Genomic DNA, 18,034 nt, shown 5'->3' with positions numbered 1-18,034 from the left:
GTCGAGCCTGTGCTGCGCTTCCCTCCCGCGGTCCTTTCGAGACACCGGACAGTAGCCGTGGCACCGCCCCGCCCTAACTTTCCGCCGCAGGAACAGCCTCCGACGGAAGCACGCATTGGGGAGTTCGATGGCATTCTTCGAAAGCATGCTGACGCTGCTGCTGGTGGCGATCGTCTTCCTGCAATTCTCCAGGAAATTCCGCATCCCTTATCCCACCATGCTGGCGATCGCCGGCGTCATCGTCGCCGCCGTGCCCTGGGCGCCCGAGGTTGCGATCGATCCCGAACTGGCACTGGCGCTGCTGATCGCGCCGGTGCTTTTCGACGCCGCCTACGATCTGCCGCCGCGGACGTTGCGACGAAACTGGCTGCCGCTCTTCTCGCTTGCCGCCATCGCCGTGATCGTGACGGCCGCAGCCGTTGCCGCCGTCGGCGTGACCATGGCCGGCCTGCCGCTTGCCGCGGCCATCGCACTCGGCGCCATCGTCGCGCCGCCGGATGCGGCGGCGGCGACCGCCATGCTCGACCGCTTCGACCTGCCGCGCCAGACCTATGTGATCTTGAAAGGCGAAAGCCTTCTCAACGATGCCGTGGCGCTGCTGATCTTCAGCGCCGCGGTGGCGGCCGCCGCAAGCCCCACCTTCTTCACCGGCGCCCTGGCGGAGCTGGCGCTGGCGGTGCCGGGCGGCCTCATCCTCGGTTATCTCCTCGGCCGTCTCTACATGGTCGTCGGGTTGAAGCTCGCCGGCACGCTCGGCGGCACCCTGCTCGAATTCGTCGCCACCTTCGGCACCTGGATCATCGCCGAGCGGCTGCATCTTTCGGCGATCCTCGCCATCGTCGTCTATGCGATGGTGATCGCCCGCTACATGCCCGAGCGCCAGACGGCCCGCCACCGCATTCATTCCTATTCGGTCTGGGACGCGGCGGTCTTCCTCCTCAACGTGCTGGCCTTCCTGCTGATGGGCCTGCAGGTCCGCCAGATCGTCCTCGATCTCGATCCCGGCCGGCTGAATTTCGCGATCATCCTGGCCGCCGCGGTCTTCGTCACCGTCATTCTCGTGCGTCTGGCCTGGGTGCTCTTCTATAACCGCGCGATCACCTTCCTCGCCGAGCGCGGCTACACCAGACAAGCCGTTCCCACCTTCGCGACCAGCCTGCTGGCCGGCTGGTGCGGCATGCGCGGCCTCGTCACGTTGGCGACCGCGCTCGCTCTGCCGATCGACTTCCCCGATCGCGACATCATCCTGCTCAGCGCGCTTACCGTCGTTCTCGGCACGCTCATCGTCCAGGGCCTGACGCTCGGACCGCTGATCCGCTTGCTGAAATTCGAGCCGGACACTTCTTTGGATCGCGACCTCACCAGGGCCCGGGTCGCATTGCTCGATGCAGCGCTGGCCGAACTTACCGACGGCGAGGACAAAGCCACCCGCATCCTGCGCGACGTCTACACCTCGGAGCGCGAGATCGCCGCCGACGGGAAACACCCGCGCGAGGTCAGCAGGCTCGACAAGCAACGCCGCAGCGTCATTGCCGCAAAACGCCGCAAACTGGCAGTGATGCGCCGTGCCGGCGAGATCGACGACGATGTCTTCCACATGCTGGAACAGGAACTCGATTGGGCCGAACTTGCCGTCCTGCCGCCCGGCCGCGACGAGATCGTCGAGAGCTGACTTGCCCATGACGTTTTGATGGATTCGGCAACCGCAGCCAATTGGCATTTGCTATTTTTCGCCTCTGCCGTTTATATCCAGTTCCATAGCGTTACGATTTTTTCCGATGTGCATTGCGTGCCGGCCTTCCTTTCCCAAGATTGGACGCCGGAGGAAATCGCGGGGGCCGAGGCCTTCGTTCACGGCAGCAAGATACGAATAGCATCACTTCATCTTAGCTTCGGCGGCAGTCGATCGGCTGTCGAGATTGGAGGGACCGGTATGACTTACGCGCTTCGTCGGATGTTGGTGCTTGGCTGTATCGCCACGTTCATGCCTCTGGCCGCGATGGCGCAGGGCGCCCCATCCGCCCCTCCTCCCGTCACCGTCGCAAAGCCGGTGGTGCGCGATGTCATCGACAATGACGAGTTCATCGGCCGTTTCCAGCCGGTCGACGAAGTCTCCGTCCGCTCGCGCGTCGGCGGCTATCTGCAGGAAGTCCATTTCGAGGACGGCGCTTTGGTGAAGCAGGGCGACTTGCTCTTCGTCATCGACCAGCGGCCGTTCATAACAGCGCTCAACCAGGCAAAGGCGTCGCTCGAAGCCTCCCAATCCGCTCTCGTCTTTGCCGATGCGCAGTACAAACGCGCCCAGTCGCTCGCATCGAGCGGCAGCCAGTCGGCGCAGACGCTGGACGATCGCCGCCGCGAATTCGATTCCGCCGAGGCCAATGTCCGCGGCGCCCAGGCCGCAGCCGACCGCGCTGCTCTCGACATGGAATATACCGAGATCAAGGCGCCGCTCAGCGGCCGCATCGACCGCCGCCTGATCTCGACCGGCAATCTCGTGCAGGCCGACCAGACGGTGCTCACCACCATCGTTTCGCTCGATCCGATCGATTTCTATTTCGACGTCGACGAACGCCGCCTGCTGAATTTTGCCGATACCGCGCGCAAGCAGGGCAAGGATCTTCAGCTGGGCGGCGGCGGCGTCGATGTGTCCGTCGCGATCTCGGATCCCACAGCCAAACCCTTCAAGGGAAAACTCGATTTCGCCGAAAACCGGGTCGACAACGAGAGCGGCACCATCCGCATCCGTGCACGTCTGCCAAATCCCGATCTTATCCTTCAGCCGGGCCTCTTCGGCCGCGTCCAGGTCGCAGCCTCCAATACCTATAAGGCCATTCTCGTCCCGGACGAGGCAATCGGCTCGGATCAGAACGAGCGTGTCGTCTATGTGGTTGACCCGCAAGGAAAGGTTTCGACCAAGCCCGTAAGGCCCGGCCCGCGGCTCTACGGCTACCGGGTGATCCGCGAGGGCCTCGACGGCAGCGAGACGATCATCGTCAACGGCCTGATGCGCGCCCGGCCGGGTTCGACGATCACGCCTCAAATGAGCGAACTGCCGCAGGAACGGCAGGACACTCCGCCGGAAGCCGCCGATGCGGAGAGCGGACAATGAGATTCGCGCACTTCTTCGTCGACCGGCCGATCTTTGCGGCCGTCATCTCGATTCTCTTTCTCGTCGTCGGCGGCATCGCCTACACGCAATTGCCGGTCTCCCAATATCCGGAGATCGCGCCGCCGACCATCGTCGTGCGCACCTCCTATCCCGGCGCCGACCCGCAGACGATCGCCGACACCGTTTCGACCCCGCTCGAACAGCAGATCAACGGCGTCGAAGACATGCTTTACATGTCGTCCTATTCCAGCGCCGACGGCGCCATGTCGCTGACGATCACCTTCAAGCTCGGCACCGATCTCGACAAGGTGCAGGTGCTGGTCCAGAACCGCGTTTCGATCGCACTGCCCCGCCTTCCCGAGGAAGTCCAGCGGCTCGGCGTCACCACCGACAAAAGTTCGCCCGACCTGATGATGGTGGTGCACCTGCTGTCGCCCTCGCATCGCTATGACCAGCTTTACGTTTCGAACTATGCCCGCAACCGCATCCGCGACGTTCTCGTCCGCCTCGACGGCGTCGGCGACGTGCAGATCTTCGGCGAGCGCCAGTATTCGATGCGCATCTGGCTGGATCCGGAAAAGCTCTCCGCCTACGGCATGACCTCCGACGACGTCGTCTCCGCCCTGAGGGACCAGAACGTCCAGGTCTCCGGCGGCAAGATCGGCGCCCCGCCGGTGACCGGCAAGAACGCCTTCGAATATACGGTGCGAACGGACGGGCGTTTCTCCGATGTGCGCGAATTCCGCTACGTCATCGTCAAATCGACGGGAGCCGGCCGGCTCGTGCAGTTGCAGGATGTCGCCCGCATCGAACTCGGCGCCCAGGACTACGTCACCAACAGCTATCTCAACAACGACCCGGCGGTCGCCCTTGGCATTTTCGCCCGGCCGGGAACCAATGCGCTGGACACGGCCCATCAGGTCCAGACCCTGATGAAGGACATCTCCCAGAATTTCCCGGAGGGCCTGGAATATCGCATCGTCTACGACACCACGGAATTCATCTCGGATTCGATCAGCGAGGTCTATAGAACCATCGCAGAGGCGGCCATCCTGGTGGCGATCGTCGTTCTCGTCTTCCTGCAGTCCTGGCGAACCGCGATCATACCGATCGTCGCCATCCCGGTCTCGCTGATCGGCACCTTCGCCGTCCTGCTGGCCTTCGGTTTTTCGCTCAACATGCTGACCCTGTTCGGGCTTGTGCTCGCCATCGGCATCGTCGTCGACGACGCGATCGTCGTGGTGGAAAACGTCGAGCGCAATCTGGCGCGCGGGATGACGCCGAAACAGGCTTCCCATGTGACGATGGACGAAGTCGGAACCGCCGTCGTCGCCATCTCGCTGGTGCTGATCGCCGTGTTCGTGCCGACAGCCTTCATCCCCGGCATATCGGGCCAGTTCTACCGGCAGTTCGCCGTGACGATCTCGGTCACCACCGCGATATCGGCCTTGAATTCGCTGACATTGTCGCCCGCCCTTGCGGGCATATTACTGAGACCCCACGACCACGAAACCAGGCGCACGAATATCGCCACACGGTTTGGCAGAGGTCTCGCGGACGGTTTCAATCGCGGCTTCGACAGGATGAGTTCCGGCTATTCATGGACCGTCCGGCATCTGGTCCGCAGTTGGGTCGGTTTGACGGCGGCGATGGTCGCCTTCGTCTGCCTGCTCGGAGCAACCTGGTACATGAGCACGCGCGTTCCCGCGGGCTTCATCCCGACCATGGACCAGGGTTACGCGATCGTCGTCATACAGCTTCCGGACGGCGCCTCGCTCGCGCGCACCGATGCCGTCGTCAAACAGGTGGGCGACATCGCCCGCACCGTGCCCGGCGTCGGCAACGCCGTGCAATTTGCCGGCTTCAGCGGCGCGACGTTTACCAATGCCTCGAATGCCGGCGTCGTCTTCGTGCCGTTCAAATCCTTCGCCGAACGCGAGGAAGGCGGTGAGAACGCCAACAAGATCATCGGCGAGCTTTACGGCAAGCTGCAGAGCATCCAGGAAGCCTTCATCATCGCCATCCCGCCGCCATCCGTGCGCGGCGTCGGCAATTCCGGCGGCTTCAAGATGCAGATTTCCGATCTTGAAAACGCCGACATGACGCGCGTGCTCGGCCTCGCCCGCCAGATGATGGGCGCGGCGGCCACGACGGAAGGGCTGACCGGTGTCTTTACGACATTCTCGGATGCAAGCCCGCAATATTTCCTGTCGATCGACCGCGACAAGGCGCGCTTCCTGAACGTGCCGATCCCCAACATCTTCAACGCGCTTTCGATCAATCTCGGCGTCGCCTACGTCAACGATTTCAATGCGTTCGGCCGCGTCTACCAGGTGCGCGCGCAGGCCGACCGGCAATATCGCATGGACAGGGAAGATATCCTCGCCCTGAAGGTTCGATCGGCGACCGGCGCCCTGGTTCCGCTTGGAACATTGATGGATATCCAGGATGCCAGCGGCCCGGCGCTTGTCCAACGCTACAACATGTACGTCTCGGTGCCGCTTCAGGGCAACCCGACGCCAGGCACATCGACGGGTGATGCCATCGCCAAGATGGAAGCGCTGGCGGCGAAGATCCTGCCGCAAGGGACCACCTTCGAATGGACGGAACTCGCCTATCAGGAGACCCATACCGGCAACACCGCCGTCTACATCTTCGCCCTGTCCGTCGTCTTCGTCTTCCTGGCGCTGGCGGCACAATATGAAAGCTGGGTTCTGCCGCTGGCGATCATTCTCATCGTGCCGCTTGCGGTGCTCGCGGCGCTGATCGGGGTCTCGCTGAGGGGAATGGACAACAACGTCCTGACACAGATCGGCCTGATCGTGCTGATCGGTCTTGCGGCCAAGAACGCCATTCTGATCGTCGAGTTTGCCAGGCAGGCGGAAGACGAAGGCAAGTCGCCGGTGGAAGCGGCCATCGAGGCCAGCCATCTTCGCCTGCGCCCGATCCTGATGACGGCATTCGCCTTCATCTTCGGCGTTCTGCCGCTTGCCATCGCCACCGGCCCCGGCGCCGAAATGCGCCAGTCGCTCGGCACCGCCGTCTTTTCGGGCATGCTTGGCGTGACGATCTTCGGCCTGTTCCTGACGCCGGTCTTCTACGTCGTGCTGCGCGGCTGGCGCCGCCGCCGGCCGGCAGAGAAATCGGTCGAGACCGTTGCGGTTGAGAGCGAGACGGTCTGATCCGCTTCGACAGCCGGCCGATAAGGCAGGCAGTCAGGTGGAAAACAGATGCACCTTACCTTGCCAGAGGCGGGCGACGGTCAGCTTGCCGCTGCGATAGGCGCGCGTATCGAGATTGAGCCGTCTCGGCCGTATGTCGGGCTCGTCGTTCGGCGTGTGACCGTGAACGACGAGCTTCGGCAACGGCACCCGGCTTTCGAGAAACCGCTGGCGGATCATGACCAGATCCTCGTCGGTCTGCTCGCCGAGCGGCAGCTTCGGATTGATGCCGGCATGCACGAAAATCACGCTTGGCGTCTCCAGCATGACAGGCATGGCCCGCATGAAATCGATATGCGTGTGCGGCAGCGACTGGCGGATGAAGGAATCGAGCTTCGCGCCGGAGGGAAAGACCAGCGGCAGATGCTCCGGATCGAGTCCATAGGATTTCAGCGACTCCGCCGAACCCATCCGCATCCACTCGTCATAGGAGATCCAGCCGTCGATATAGTCGAGCATGGCGATTTCATGATTGCCGGCAAGACAGATACGGTCGAAATCATCCGGCGGCGGCTCCATGAGGTGAGCGATGACCTGGGCCGATTCCGGCCCACGGTCGATATAGTCGCCAAGCGTTACAATCAGCTTGCGCCCCGGCAGCCGCGCGGCATCGCGCAGGATCGCCGCCTCGGCTTTCGCAAGCAGATCGTAGCGTCCATGAATGTCGCCGATCGCATAGGTCGGGATCGCGGCAATATCCAGCGTCAGACGTGGTCTCGACTGGCGTGCCATTTTCGAAACCTCGCCGTTGCGAGCAAGAGTATCGCTCATCATGTTTCTCAATCAAGGAAGCCCCACTTGACGGTAAGTAGAGGCGAAAAAAAGGCAATCAAGCTAGTAAGAAAATTCAAAGCCTTGGGGTTTTGTAGAAAAACCGGCCTTATCATTCGAGGGCCGATCCCTCACTCCTGTATCCCTGCCATCGGCGCGACAATCAGAGCGATTTTCGGAAAGCACGAGGCGCCGAGTCAACCTGTTGCAGCGTTCTTCGCCCATCCGAAAAGACGCGGAGCGCTGTAGGAAAGAGTGACCGATGGGAACGGTATCGCAGTTTCAGGTCAAAGTGAGGCCTCCTGCGCATCGCATCGAAAGTGAAGAGGAGGCGATATCCACCGCCCGCAGCCTCGCCGCCGCCTTCCGGCATCAGGCGAGCGAACGCGATATCAACCGCGTGCTGCCCTTTGCCGAACTCGACGCGCTGTCGGTTTCGGGACTGACGGCAGTCACTGTTCCGCCCGACCATCAAGGGCTCGACGTGTCGAACGCGCTGCTCGCTGAAATCGTCGCAATCATTGCCGAAGGCGATGCCTCGATCGGCGAGGCGCTGGAAAACCATTTTTGCGTGCTGGAAACGCTGCGCACCCAGGCAACTGAGGATCTGCAGGCATCGCTGTTTGCCCGTGTGCTGCTCGGTGACCGCTTTGCCGGCGCCACCTTCGCCGACGGGGCCGAGCTTACGGCCGAAGGCCCGGGCTGCCGACTGAGCGGGCGAACACGGCAAGCGCCCGGCATTTTATTTGCCGACTGGATCGCGGCTGCCGCCACCGCTCCACCCAGCCGCCTTGTGACGCTCTACCTCGCACGCAATGACGGAGGCCTGCAGGTGGTCGACGATTGGGACGGCTTCGGCCAGCGCACCAATGGCGCGGCGACGGCGATCGTCGGCACGCTTCACGTCAATGCCGATGCGATGGCGCCTGCCCCCTCCTCCGACGTTTCGACCGGCACCTCGCTCGGCCTGCTGCTCAAGGCAAGTGTCAGCCTGGGTATCGCCCGGGCCGCATGGAGCGATCTGATGGCGGCCATTGGCGATCGCGATACGGCGGTCCTTGCCCGGATCGGCGAACGCGCCATCCGCATCGAAGCGACCGCGGCAGCCTTGGAACGGGCTGGCCGCAAACTCGACATTGCCCAGGTCAATCCCGCAGAGGCGGCGATGGCGGAGGCACATTTCTCCGCCTCGGCGGCCGCGATCCTTGCCGGAGAAACGGCACTCGACACCGCAAACGCGCTGTTCGAACTGGCAGGGGAAACATCGGCCGGCATCGGACTCAATCTCGACCGGCATTGGCGCAATGCCCGCATTCATGCGCTGTCGCTACCGCGCGAGAAACTGGTGCGTGCCGCAGGCGAATATCAGTCGAAGCCCGGCGACGCCTAAAGCGCGTCGCATCAAACTTGATTCATGCGAGGCGCTTTAGCTCCTTGTTTTGATGCATGTCGTTATCCCGGAACCGCTACACACTTCCGGGCGACATGCATTCAATTCAGCTGGCGGCGGAGATCGGCAATGCTTCCTTGGTGCCGTCGATGCGGCCGCCGGTGGCGACGAATTGCTCGAGGCTCATATTGTCGAGAATGGCGGCGATCGCGTCACGAACATCGGTCATCGAGCGCCGCACCTGACAGGTTTCCGGATCGGCGCAGTCGTCGCAGGCCTCGTAAGCCGTGCGGCTGGCACAGCGGATCGGCGCTAAGGGCCCATCGAGCGTGCGGATGACGTGGCCGATGCGGATTTCGGAGGCCGGCCGCGACAGGGAATAGCCGCCGCCCGGCCCCTTTTTCGAGCGCAGGATGCCGACATTGCGCAGTTCGAGCAGGATGGTATCGAGAAACTTCTTCGGGATATTGTTGCGGGCGGCGATGTCATTGATGAAGGCGGTCTCACCCGGCGCCAGCCGCGCCAGATCCACCAGCGCCTTCAGCCCATATTTTCCCTTTTTCGTCAGCATCGTCGTTGCCCTGTAGAAAACGCAGTATTTATCCCGCCAATAGCAGGCAAATAGCGTCAAAAACGTGAACATACAACAAAATAGCTATTATTTATAGCTTATATCGGCAACGTCCACAGGCTGCCCGGCGACCTTGGAAGGAACGCCGAGCGCTGTAGCCTCGCTCAGATCGTCTTCAGCATGCCGCCATCGACGAAATAGGTGGAACCGATGCAATAGCTCGCGCGCTCCGAACTCAGGAAGACGAAGACGTTTGCCAACTCTTCCGGCGTCCCGAACCGTTTGGAGGCGGCGTGCTCATTGGCGACGCTCTGCAGATAGCCCTCCCAGTTCCCGCCGGTTTCGGCCGTCAACTGCTTGGCGGTCTTGATCCAATCGGGCGTCAGGATCAGGCCGGCATTGACGCAGTTGACGCGGATATTGTCCGGGATGAGCTCCGTGGAAAGCGTCTTCGAAAACATCATCAGCGCCGACTTGCTGACATTGTAGATCGGCTCGTACCAGAGCGGCTGGACGGCGCAGATCGAGGCATTGTGCAGGATGACACCGCCGCCGCGCCTCTTCATCTGCGGCGCGATGCCGCGCGCCAGCCGCACGGCGGCCATCACATGCAGGTCCCAATAGCTCTGCCACTTCTCGTCGGGCGCCTCCATCACCGTCTCGTTCGAGCCGGTACCGGCATTATTGATGAGGATATCGGCGCCGCCTTTTTCGGCCGCCGCGGCAATGATCGCCTCGGTTCCCGCAACCGTCGCCACATCAGCGGCAATAGCGGCGGCGCCGACGCCGTACTTCTCGGCGATCCGGGCGGCTTCCGCCTCGAGCCGTTCGCCGCCGCGGGCGGCCAGCACGAGATTGGAGCCCTCGGCCGCCAGCCCCTCGGCGATCGCCAAGCCAATGCCGACAGAGGCGCCTGTTATGACGGCGGTCTTTCCCTTCAGTCCCAGATCCATATTTTCCTCCGCGCAAGCGGCCGGCAGGTCCGGCCCGATGTGCCAAGTGTTCCGCCAATGAAACCGGGCGTCAAGCACTGAGACGCCTCTTGCGGCAGCCACCGATCTGTCGCAGCCTGCATCCGCACATGCGAGGAGTTTTCATGCGACGTTATTCAGCCTGCATAGAGTGGCTGTTTGCCGAAGAGGGCGACAGCTTTCCCGATCGCATCCGCCGCGCTCATGCGGGCGGCCTGACGGCGATCGAATTCTGGCGCTGGACCGACAAGGATCTGGACGCGATGGAGGCAGCACTTGATGAAACCGGTCTTGCCGTTACCAGCCTCGTCGCCGAGCCGATGATCGCGCTGACCGATGCCGGCAACCGGCAGGCCTGGCTGCTAGGTTTGGCCCAGTCTGTCGCCGCGGCAAAGCGTCTCGGCGCGCCGGTGCTGATTGCCCAGGCCGGCAACGATCTTCCGGGCGTGAGCCGCGAAGAGCAGCGCCGGGCGCTCACCGAAATGCTGAAGGCCGGTGCTGATATTCTTGCAGGCAGCGGTGTGCGCCTCGGCGTCGAGCCGCTCAACATCCGCATCGACCATGTCGGCTATTTCCTCGATTCGACCCGCGAGGGCCTCGACATCATCGATGAGGTCGCCCGTCCCGAGATCGGCATCGTCTACGACATCTACCATTCCGCCGTGATGGACGAACGCACTGAAGAGGTGCTCGACGGCCGTCTCGACCGTGTTTTCCATGTTCATGTCGCCGATCATCCCGGCCGCAACGAACCGGGCTCCGGCGGCATCGACCTTGCCCACCGCCTCAGCTGGATCTTCGCCAACGGCTATGACGGCGCCGTCGGCCTGGAATACCGGCCAACCAGATCCGGCGCCGACGCGGTCAGGGCGGCGATCGCCTCGCTCGGCGGCTAGGTCGAAGCCGCGCCTTCGGCAAAGGCTTCAAGCTCGGGGTCGAAATCGACCCCGACGACATTGTTGAAGACGGCGGTGGCCAGCATGATGCCGGCAAAGGCGACGAGATCGACCAGCACCTTGGTCTCATATCGTTGTCTCAGCTTCGCCCAGAGCTCGACCGGAACGGCGTTGGAATCGGCGACGATCGCCTTGCCGAAGGCGTGGAGCAAAGCCTCCTCCTCGGAAAATTCCAGCGCGTCGGGATCGAAGCCCTTGCGGATCAGCGCCCGGCGAAAGAAGGTGATGGCGATCTTCGATTTCGCCGCCTTCGAGATCGCATGCGAGAAGATCCAGATCTCGCGGTCGCTGATGACGGGATCGAGCTCGGCCCGCAGCGTGAACCACTCGGCATAGATGCGATGGGCGACCGGCGAATGCAGGAGAGTCCGCTTCATGTTGGTCATGCGTCCGCGCAGCCTGATCTCTTCATCATACGCCGCGCGAACCTCTTGCGAAGCCGTCTCGTAGTCGATTTGCGGGAGGTGGCTCATCGGGTGAAAAGCTTTCCTTGAAGATAAATCCACTTGGCCGCTGCGCGGCGCCTACCTAGATTGTTTACACCGAAGATGGAGGCAGCGCATGAGCGACGACCACGAGCATTCTCACATCGATTGGCGGGAACATGGCGTCAAGGTCATTCCCGGCAATTCGCTCGATCCCAGCACCGCGCAGACGCCGGGCATGAACCGCGCCACCGCCATCAACAATGCGCGCGCCGGCGCCGAGAAGATCTGGGCCGGCACCGTGACGATACATGCCAACGCCAAGACCGGCGCGCATCATCACGGCGATCTCGAAAGCATCATCTACGTCGTCAAAGGCAAGGCCCGCATGCGCTGGGGCGAGCATCTGGAATTTACCGCCGAGGCCGGCCCCGGCGACTTCATCTATGTCCCGCCCTATGTGCCGCACCAGGAAATCAATGCCAGCCGCGACGAGACGCTGGAATGCGTGCTCGTCCGCTCAGGCCAGGAACCTGTTGTCGTCAATCTCGATATCGAACCGGTGGAAAAGCCGGAAAACGTGCCCTGGATCGACCCGATCCATCGCTGATGCATACCGACGCCGTCAGGCGTGAACCGTATCCGCCCCGCTCATCTCAGGGTTTTCGATGATCCGGCCTGTATCGGCGGCATAAAGGTGGATCGCGTTGTGATCGATCGCGATGCCGATCGGATCACCCGACTTCACGGTCACGGCCTCGGTCAACGCCACGGCGAAGGGCAGCCCGTCGAAATCGGCATGGACGACACGGCTCGCACCGAGCTCCTCGATGAAGTCGGCCGTTGCCACCAAGGCCCCGGGCGCATCCGGCGCCACCAGACGGGCGGCCTCGGCGCGCATGCCGAGCACGACGCGTTTGCCTTTCAGCGATGCGGCGCGTTCGTGCGGCAGCGCGACCTTGCGGCTCTGGTCGTAGACGAACACGCCTTCATCGTTGATCGTGCCTTCGAGCAGGTTCATCGCCGGCGTGCCGACGAAGCCGGCGACGAAACGCGACACCGGATGATGATAGACCTCCTCCGGCGTGCCGACCTGCTCGACCCTACCGCCGTTCATCACCACCAGCCGGTCGGCCAGCGTCATCGCCTCGGTCTGATCATGGGTGACGAAGATCGAGGTGGCGCCGAGACGGCGATGCAGGCGGCGGATTTCGGCGCGCATGGCGATGCGCAGCTTGGCGTCGAGGTTCGACAGCGGCTCGTCGAAGAGGAACACCTTCGGTTCGCGGATCATCGCGCGCCCCATGGCGACGCGCTGGCGCTGGCCGCCGGAAAGAGCGGCCGGCCGGCGGTCGAGGAAGGGTTCGAGGCTGAGCGCCTTGGCAACCTCGGCGACGCGGCGGCTGCGCTCGGCCTTCGCCACACCGGCCACCTTCAAGGCATAACCGATATTCTCCGCGACCGTCATGTGCGGATAGAGCGCATAGTTCTGGAACACCATGGCGCAGCCGCGCTCGCGCGGCTCCAGCTGGTTGACGACGCGCCCGTCGATGGCAATGTCGCCGCCGCTGATTTCCTCGAGGCCGGCGATCATGCGCAGCAGCGTGGACTTGCCGCAGCCGGACGGACCGAGGATGACGATGAATTCGCCGGACTGAATCTCCAGGTCGACGCCGTGAACGACGGGTTGCTTGCCGTAGCTTTTCTTCACATCACGGATTGAGATCGGTGCCACAGGACTGCTCCTTCACTTCTCGGTGGAGATAAGGCCGCGCACGAACCAGCGCTGCATCAGGATGACGAGCAGCAACGGCGGCGACATGATGATAAGTGTACCGGCCATGGCGACGTTCCAGTCCGGCAGGCCGAATTCGGACGGGATGAGGGTCTTGAGCTGGGTCACCGCAATTCCGATATTCGGATCGGTGGTGACGAGCAGCGGCCAGAGATACTGGTTCCAGGCCCAGACGAACATGATGGTGAACAGCGCGATCATGTTCGAGCGCGACAGCGGCAGCAGGATGTCGATGAAGAAGCGGACGGCGCCGGCGCCATCCATCTTCGTCGCCTCGGCAAGCTCGTCCGGAACCGTCAGGTAGAACTGGCGGTAAAGGAAGGTGCCGGTCGCGGTGGCGACGAGCGGCGCCACGAGGCCGGTATAGGAATTCAAAAGGCCCCATTCGAGCTTGATCTGAATGCCGGACACCCAGGCGACCAGCGCGGTGATTCCGGTGATATCGAGGATCGTCTGGAAAGGCTGCAGCGCGTTGGCGGCAATCGAATAGGTCGGCACGATGCGCACTTCCAGCGGCAGCATCAGCGTGATGAAGATGATCCAGAAGATCAGGTGCCGGCCGCGGAAGCGGAAGTAGACGATCGAGAAGGCGGCCATGGCCGAAAGGATGACCTTGCCGGCGCCGACCGCAGTGGCGAAGATGATGCTGTGGATCAACTTGTTGCCGAGATCGGCGCGGGTCCAGGCAGCCTGCGCATTTTCCCAGAAATGCGAACCCGGGGTCAGCGGCAGCGGCACGCGATTGACCGTCTCCAGATCGAGCGTCGATGCGATGATGACGATGACGAATGGCAGAAGCGCGATCACCATGCCGAGCGCGAGAATGGTATAGCAGATGAAGTTGAATATCGGCGTGCGTTCGATCATGTCCGCGACCTCACTTGTAGTGCACGCGCCGCTCGATGAAGCGGAACTGGAAGATGGTGAGAAGAACAACGAGCGCCATCAGGATGATCGACTGGGCGGCAGCGCCCGAATAATCGAGCCCCCTGAAACCGTCGAAATAGATCTTGTAGACCATGAGCTCAGTCGCGCGCGCCGGTCCGCCCTGGGTCATGACGTCGACGATGCCGAAGGAATCCTGGAAGCTTTCGGTGATGTTGATGACGAGTAGGAAAAACAATGTCGGCGTCAGCAGCGGCAGCTGGAGATCCCACATGCGGCGCAGCGGCCCGGAGCCGTCCATGGCGGCCGCCTCGATCAGCGAGCGCGGAATCCCCTGAAGGGCCGAGAGGAAGAAGATGAAATTATAGCCGATATATTTCCAGGAAAAGGCGATGATGACGGCAATCATCGCGTCCTTGCCGTCGAGCGCCGGGTTCCACAGGCCGGGCCAGACATGGTTGATGACCGACAGGAGGCCGGCCTCCGGCGCCAGAATGAAGCGGAAGGCGAGTCCGAGGGCGGGCGCGGCAATCGCGTAAGGCCAGACGAAGACCGACCGGTAGATTTTGTGGCCGCGCAGTTCACGATCCGTCAACAGCGCCAGGATGAGCGCCATCCCCATGGCAATGGCGGTCGAGCTGAAGCCGAAGATCATGCTGCGGGTGATCGACTCCCAATAGATCGGATCGCTGAGCAGCTGCTTGAAATTGTCGAAACCGACCCACGCATTGCCGCCGCCCCATGGCTGCTCGAGCGTGAACGCCCAATAGAGCGCCTGCGCACTCGGCCAGTAGAAGAAGACGAAGATCAGCAGCAGCATCGGAAATGCGAAGAGCAGTCCGATCGTCGTCGAGGAGAAAGTGACGCGCTTTTCCATGAGTGGTCGTTTTCGCCATGATTGGTTTAGGCGCGGCGGCAGTTCGCATCCGCGACCGATGAGAAAGCTTGCAGAGACGCACCCGGCGCGCGCAAGCGGGCCGGGTGCGGCTGATACCAGCCGATCAGGGGAGCTGAACGTTCTTGTAGGTCTGCTGGAAGCGGCGCAGCAGCTGGTTGCCGCGTTCGGCAGCGCCGTCGAGCGAAGCCTGGACGTCGGCATTGTTGACGAAGATAGCCTGCAGGCCGTTGGCGAGCTCGGTGCGAACCTGCAGCAGACCGCCGAGGCGGATGCCGTGCGGCGCCGTATCGTCGGCGGGCGATGCGGTCAGGCTCTGGATGGCGAGTTCGCGGCCGGCGTACGGTGCCTTGTCGTAGAAGCCCTGCTTCTTCAGATATTCGAAGCCGGAGTTGCGAACCGGGATATAGCCGGTCACGGTCGACCAGGTGAGGGCTTCTTCCGGCTTGGCGATGAAGTTGAAGAAGGCAGCGGCAGCCTTGTATTCGGCGTCGGTATGCCCCTTCAAAACCCAGAGCGAAGCGCCGCCGACATAGGAGCTGTGGCGGGTCGCAGTGCCATAGGTCGGGAGCATGGCGACGCCCCAGTTCATGCCCTGCTTGGCGGTGCGGCCGATATTGCCGTGGTCGCCGACCGAGGTGAGGATGACCTGGCAATCGCCGGCGGCGAAGGCTTCGACGAAGGTCTGGCCGACGGCCTTGTTCTTGATGAAGGCAAGTTTGTTGTCGTACCAGGACTTGAGGTCCTTGATGTAGCTGACCAGCAGCGGGTTCTTGTTGTAGGTCAGCTCGGCATCGAGGCCTTCAAAGCCGTTCTTCTTCGTTGCGATCGCTTCGCCGTTGACGGCTTCGAACTGCTCGACGTACTGCCAGACTTCGTTGCTGGAGATGTCGAAGGCGAGCGGGCAGGCATAACCGGCATCCTTCAGAGCCTTGAAATCTTCGCCGGCTTCCTGCCAGGTGGCCGGAGCATGGTCCTTGCCGATCTTGGCGAAGGCATCCTTGTTCCAGTAGAGCAGTGCGGTCGAGGAGTTGAAGGGGAAGGAATACATCTCGCCCTTCGACGTCGCATAATAGTTTGCGATGCCGGAGAAATAATCTTTCCAGTCGACGGTGTAACCCATGTCGGTCATCAGCTGATTGGCCGGGTAGTAGGCGCCGGAAAGCATGATATCGAGCGTGCCGGCGTCGGAGACCTGCGCGATGGTCGGCTGCTTGCCGGCGCGGAAGGCGGCGATCGTGTTCTGCAGGGAAGCGTCGTAGCTGCCCTGGCTGGTGCAGACGACTTCGTAATCGGCCTGCGACTGATTGAAGCGATCGCACTGTTCCTGGACACGCTTTGCGATGTCACCGGAATTGCCGAACCAGAAGTCAATCTTGGTCTTTTCGGCGGCGGCAGCGGGACCGGCAAGAAACGCTGTGGCGAGAAGGGCGCCAACGGCGCCGAGAAGCTTGGATTGCATGAGAACCTCGAACGTAAAAGGGACGCGCACTTTCGGCGCACGCCCTATTAACTGGTCCATATTGCCGCGGCCAATGAATATTACATGACATGAAACGATCGAAATCGTGCCGTCACAAAACCTTCATTCGGATATTATTTGCCGCAGCCGAGGCTATATTTAGAGAAGCCCCGCCAGCCTCCCCAGCGCACTGCCGAACAATTATATTTGTATGCGAATATTTATGAATTTCAAGGGTTTTCAATATTTGCCTATATTGCAACGCAGCATCCTTATTCGGAGATACGGGCGCATGAAAACTTGCAAAACCGACTATCTCCCCGCCATTGCACTGGTGTGCAACGCCTGGTTTTAGCTCTGAAATTAGAGGAAATCCTTCAAAATTGCAGCGAACCGGGGATCGAATGCACGGCTGATCGGTCCGGCGGCAGCGCCGATCGCCACCGACCAGGGATCGGCCATGCCGGGCTGCAGGCGCGGCAGCATGCGGCCGGGTCGTTCGGCGATCGAGGGCAGCAGCGGGCCGATGGCGGCTATCAACTTGTTCACCAGCGCTTCCGGCGCGCTGCCGCAGAGGATCACGGTCTGCGGATCGAAGACCGTTTCAATGAGATGGATGCTCCAGCGCAGGTCCACCGCCGCCGCCTCGACCCAGGTCTCGATGCTTTGATCGCCCTTTGAGGCAAGGTCGTTGATGCGTGCATGCAGGTTAGGGTCGGCGGGATCGGCCGCGAGATGCTGATAGAGCGAGGCGAGCGAAGCGCGATGTTCGAGCGGCGTCGATTTGCCGTCGGCAAACAGCAGCGCCATGCCGATCTCACCGGCATTGCCGTTGGCGCCCCGGTAGAGCTCGCCATTCAGAATGATGCCGGCACCGATGCCGTAGCCGACGAAAAGGCAGACGGCATGATCAAGGCCATGGGCGGCTCCCACCATGCGCTCGGCAGTCGCCGCCGCCGCGGCATCGTTCTGCAGGCCGACATCGAGCCCGGTGCCGGCCGTCAGCGTTTCCAACAGCGGAAACTTCTGCCAGGCCTCCATCATCCACGGATCGTCGCCGCTGCCGGCGACCCCGAAGGGTCCCGGCATGGCGGCACCGAGGCCGACCAGCCGCTTTTCCGACTGCTGGACGATGCCGGCAAGCCTGGAACGAACATCGGCGACGAGATCGAGGATGACCTTTGTTCCCGTCGACGGGCCTCCGGGCGGAAGGCCGGCTTCTGCGCGCACGAGAACGCTGCCGATGAGATCGACGGCGACCGCCCGCGTCACATGCCGATCGATCTGCAGGCCGATCGCGAAGGCGCCTTCGGGCACCAGCCGGTAGGGCGTCGAAGGCTGCCCCCTGCCCTTGCGCACCGGCTCCTGCGAGCGGACGAGCCCATCACGCTCGAGTTCCTCGATGATATTGGACACCGTTTGCTTGGTCAGCCATGTCGCCCGCGCCAGATCGGCCCGTGAAAGCTGACCATTGATCCTCAAGGCATCGATCATCACGCGCCGGTTATGCGCGCTGGTGCCTTCGTGATTGGTGCCGCTCTTGGCCCGGATCGGCCTGCTGTCATTCATGTGCAATTGCC

General features: G+C 62.4%; 15 protein-coding genes. 6 read left to right on the top strand and 9 right to left on the bottom strand.

All coding sequences use genetic code 11. The features are described from left to right. Positions 1-127: 127 nt before the first annotated feature. From QMO80_RS17605 to QMO80_RS17595, 3 genes are all read left to right on the top strand, one after another. The gene (locus tag QMO80_RS17605; protein WP_283197675.1) at positions 128-1,672 is read left to right on the top strand and encodes a sodium:proton antiporter; all 1,545 of its coding nucleotides are present in this window, start codon (positions 128-130) and stop codon (positions 1,670-1,672) included. Between the two features lie 261 nt (positions 1,673-1,933). Further along, positions 1,934-3,112: an efflux RND transporter periplasmic adaptor subunit gene (locus QMO80_RS17600; RefSeq protein ID WP_283197674.1), complete on the top strand. Its 1,179-nt coding sequence runs from the start codon at positions 1,934-1,936 to the stop codon at positions 3,110-3,112. Then, entirely contained in the window at positions 3,109-6,294 is a 3,186-nt protein-coding gene (locus tag QMO80_RS17595; protein ID WP_283197673.1) for an efflux RND transporter permease subunit, read from the top strand. The genes QMO80_RS17600 and QMO80_RS17595 overlap by 4 nt, the downstream gene beginning before the upstream one ends. A 33-nt stretch (positions 6,295-6,327) precedes the next feature. Here QMO80_RS17595 and QMO80_RS17590 read toward each other — a convergent pair whose 3' ends face one another. Further along, entirely contained in the window at positions 6,328-7,104 is a 777-nt protein-coding gene (locus QMO80_RS17590; RefSeq protein WP_283200214.1) for a metallophosphoesterase family protein, read from the bottom strand. A gap of 262 nt (positions 7,105-7,366) precedes the next feature. Between QMO80_RS17590 and QMO80_RS17585 the strand changes: the two genes are divergently transcribed. After that, the gene (locus tag QMO80_RS17585) at positions 7,367-8,494 is read left to right on the top strand and encodes a monooxygenase (protein ID WP_283197672.1); all 1,128 of its coding nucleotides are present in this window, start codon (positions 7,367-7,369) and stop codon (positions 8,492-8,494) included. Between the two features lie 106 nt (positions 8,495-8,600). On the opposite strand, the gene QMO80_RS17580 is transcribed toward QMO80_RS17585, so the two are convergent. Then, on the bottom strand, positions 8,601-9,065 hold the full coding sequence (locus QMO80_RS17580) for an Rrf2 family transcriptional regulator (protein WP_283197671.1): 465 nt from the start codon (positions 9,063-9,065) through the stop codon (positions 8,601-8,603). Positions 9,066-9,229: 164 nt separating this feature from the next. Further along, complete coding sequence (locus QMO80_RS17575) at positions 9,230-10,018, bottom strand: SDR family NAD(P)-dependent oxidoreductase (protein WP_071086874.1); 789 nt, start codon at positions 10,016-10,018, stop codon at positions 9,230-9,232. A gap of 143 nt (positions 10,019-10,161) precedes the next feature. Here QMO80_RS17575 and QMO80_RS17570 point away from each other — a divergent pair, with 143 nt between their 5' ends. Then, entirely contained in the window at positions 10,162-10,932 is a 771-nt protein-coding gene (locus QMO80_RS17570; RefSeq protein WP_283197670.1) for a TIM barrel protein, read from the top strand. Here the strand turns inward: QMO80_RS17570 and QMO80_RS17565 are convergent. Then, a complete protein-coding gene (locus tag QMO80_RS17565) occupies positions 10,929-11,465 on the bottom strand; it encodes a hypothetical protein (RefSeq protein WP_283197669.1) in 537 nt (178 codons plus the stop codon). The genes QMO80_RS17570 and QMO80_RS17565 overlap by 4 nt on opposite strands. Positions 11,466-11,553: 88 nt before the next feature. Here QMO80_RS17565 and QMO80_RS17560 point away from each other — a divergent pair, with 88 nt between their 5' ends. Continuing rightward, positions 11,554-12,027, top strand: a complete 474-nt coding sequence (locus QMO80_RS17560) for a cupin domain-containing protein (protein ID WP_283197668.1) — start codon at positions 11,554-11,556, stop codon at positions 12,025-12,027. A 15-nt stretch (positions 12,028-12,042) separates the two neighbouring features. Here QMO80_RS17560 and QMO80_RS17555 read toward each other — a convergent pair whose 3' ends face one another. From QMO80_RS17555 to QMO80_RS17535, 5 genes are all read right to left on the bottom strand, one after another. After that, positions 12,043-13,152, bottom strand: coding sequence for a sn-glycerol-3-phosphate import ATP-binding protein UgpC (locus tag QMO80_RS17555; protein WP_283197667.1), 1,110 nt, complete (start codon positions 13,150-13,152; stop codon positions 12,043-12,045). Positions 13,153-13,164: 12 nt separating this feature from the next. Further along, complete coding sequence (locus tag QMO80_RS17550; protein WP_283197666.1) at positions 13,165-14,079, bottom strand: ABC transporter permease subunit; 915 nt, start codon at positions 14,077-14,079, stop codon at positions 13,165-13,167. A gap of 10 nt (positions 14,080-14,089) precedes the next feature. Next, positions 14,090-14,974, bottom strand: coding sequence for a carbohydrate ABC transporter permease (locus tag QMO80_RS17545; RefSeq protein ID WP_283197665.1), 885 nt, complete (start codon positions 14,972-14,974; stop codon positions 14,090-14,092). A 124-nt stretch (positions 14,975-15,098) separates the two neighbouring features. Beyond that, positions 15,099-16,454: an extracellular solute-binding protein gene (locus tag QMO80_RS17540; protein ID WP_283197664.1), complete on the bottom strand. Its 1,356-nt coding sequence runs from the start codon at positions 16,452-16,454 to the stop codon at positions 15,099-15,101. A gap of 363 nt (positions 16,455-16,817) precedes the next feature. Continuing rightward, positions 16,818-18,023 carry an ROK family transcriptional regulator gene (locus tag QMO80_RS17535; protein WP_283197663.1) on the bottom strand — a complete coding sequence of 402 codons (1,206 nt, stop codon included), beginning with the start codon at positions 18,021-18,023 and terminating at the stop codon, positions 16,818-16,820. Between the last annotated feature and the right edge of the window lie 11 nt (positions 18,024-18,034).

Origin of the sequence: Rhizobium sp. BT03 (assembly GCF_030053155.1) — a bacterium.
GTDB lineage: Bacteria > Pseudomonadota > Alphaproteobacteria > Rhizobiales > Rhizobiaceae > Rhizobium.
The sequence above is the reverse complement of the archived record's forward strand: the minus strand, read 5'-3'. Positions and strand labels throughout refer to the sequence as shown.

What these genes read in the sequence shown, in the direction of transcription:
- QMO80_RS17605 (WP_283197675.1), top strand. Translation starts at nt 128, where the DNA reads ATGGCATTCTTCGAAAGCATGCTGACGCTGCTGCTGGTGGCGATCGTC.
- QMO80_RS17600 (WP_283197674.1), top strand. Translation starts at nt 1,934, where the DNA reads ATGACTTACGCGCTTCGTCGGATGTTGGTGCTTGGCTGTATCGCCACG.
- QMO80_RS17595 (WP_283197673.1), top strand. Translation starts at nt 3,109, where the DNA reads ATGAGATTCGCGCACTTCTTCGTCGACCGGCCGATCTTTGCGGCCGTC.
- QMO80_RS17590 (WP_283200214.1), bottom strand. Translation starts at nt 7,104, where the DNA reads ATGAGCGATACTCTTGCTCGCAACGGCGAGGTTTCGAAAATGGCACGC.
- QMO80_RS17585 (WP_283197672.1), top strand. Translation starts at nt 7,367, where the DNA reads ATGGGAACGGTATCGCAGTTTCAGGTCAAAGTGAGGCCTCCTGCGCAT.
- QMO80_RS17580 (WP_283197671.1), bottom strand. Translation starts at nt 9,065, where the DNA reads ATGCTGACGAAAAAGGGAAAATATGGGCTGAAGGCGCTGGTGGATCTG.
- QMO80_RS17575 (WP_071086874.1), bottom strand. Translation starts at nt 10,018, where the DNA reads ATGGATCTGGGACTGAAGGGAAAGACCGCCGTCATAACAGGCGCCTCT.
- QMO80_RS17570 (WP_283197670.1), top strand. Translation starts at nt 10,162, where the DNA reads ATGCGACGTTATTCAGCCTGCATAGAGTGGCTGTTTGCCGAAGAGGGC.
- QMO80_RS17565 (WP_283197669.1), bottom strand. Translation starts at nt 11,465, where the DNA reads ATGAGCCACCTCCCGCAAATCGACTACGAGACGGCTTCGCAAGAGGTT.
- QMO80_RS17560 (WP_283197668.1), top strand. Translation starts at nt 11,554, where the DNA reads ATGAGCGACGACCACGAGCATTCTCACATCGATTGGCGGGAACATGGC.
- QMO80_RS17550 (WP_283197666.1), bottom strand. Translation starts at nt 14,079, where the DNA reads ATGATCGAACGCACGCCGATATTCAACTTCATCTGCTATACCATTCTC.
- QMO80_RS17545 (WP_283197665.1), bottom strand. Translation starts at nt 14,974, where the DNA reads ATGGAAAAGCGCGTCACTTTCTCCTCGACGACGATCGGACTGCTCTTC.
- QMO80_RS17540 (WP_283197664.1), bottom strand. Translation starts at nt 16,454, where the DNA reads ATGCAATCCAAGCTTCTCGGCGCCGTTGGCGCCCTTCTCGCCACAGCG.
- QMO80_RS17535 (WP_283197663.1), bottom strand. Translation starts at nt 18,023, where the DNA reads ATGAATGACAGCAGGCCGATCCGGGCCAAGAGCGGCACCAATCACGAA.